General features: G+C 72.1%; 1 pseudogene. It reads left to right on the top strand.

The window, feature by feature from the left end:
- Positions 1 to 269, top strand: a pseudogene (locus G154_RS00275) (DUF222 domain-containing protein); the annotation flags it as partial.

The raw sequence follows: 269 nt of genomic DNA, 5'->3' as shown, positions 1-269 counted from the left end.
CCCTCGATCTGGACGTGACGACCGGGGAAGAGCTGTGTGCGGCGTTGGATCCGTTGTGCCGGCCGGTCCCGCTACCGGACGGGTCCCCGGACCCCCGCCCGATCGATGTCCGCCGGGCGGAGGCGATCGGGCTGGTGCTGCGCACCTATCTGGCGCAGTCGAGGCGTCCGATGTCCGGTGGGGTGCTCCCGCACGTCACCCTCATCCGACCGGGTGCCCCGGGCGTGAGTGGGGAGGCGGTGGATCGGTTGGGGTTCGGTGGACCGGTC

The sequence above is a fragment of the Mycobacterium sp. VKM Ac-1816D genome (assembly GCF_000416385.1).
GTDB lineage: Bacteria > Actinomycetota > Actinomycetes > Mycobacteriales > Mycobacteriaceae > Mycobacterium > Mycobacterium neoaurum_A.
This window is presented reverse-complemented; position numbering and strand designations above follow the sequence as displayed.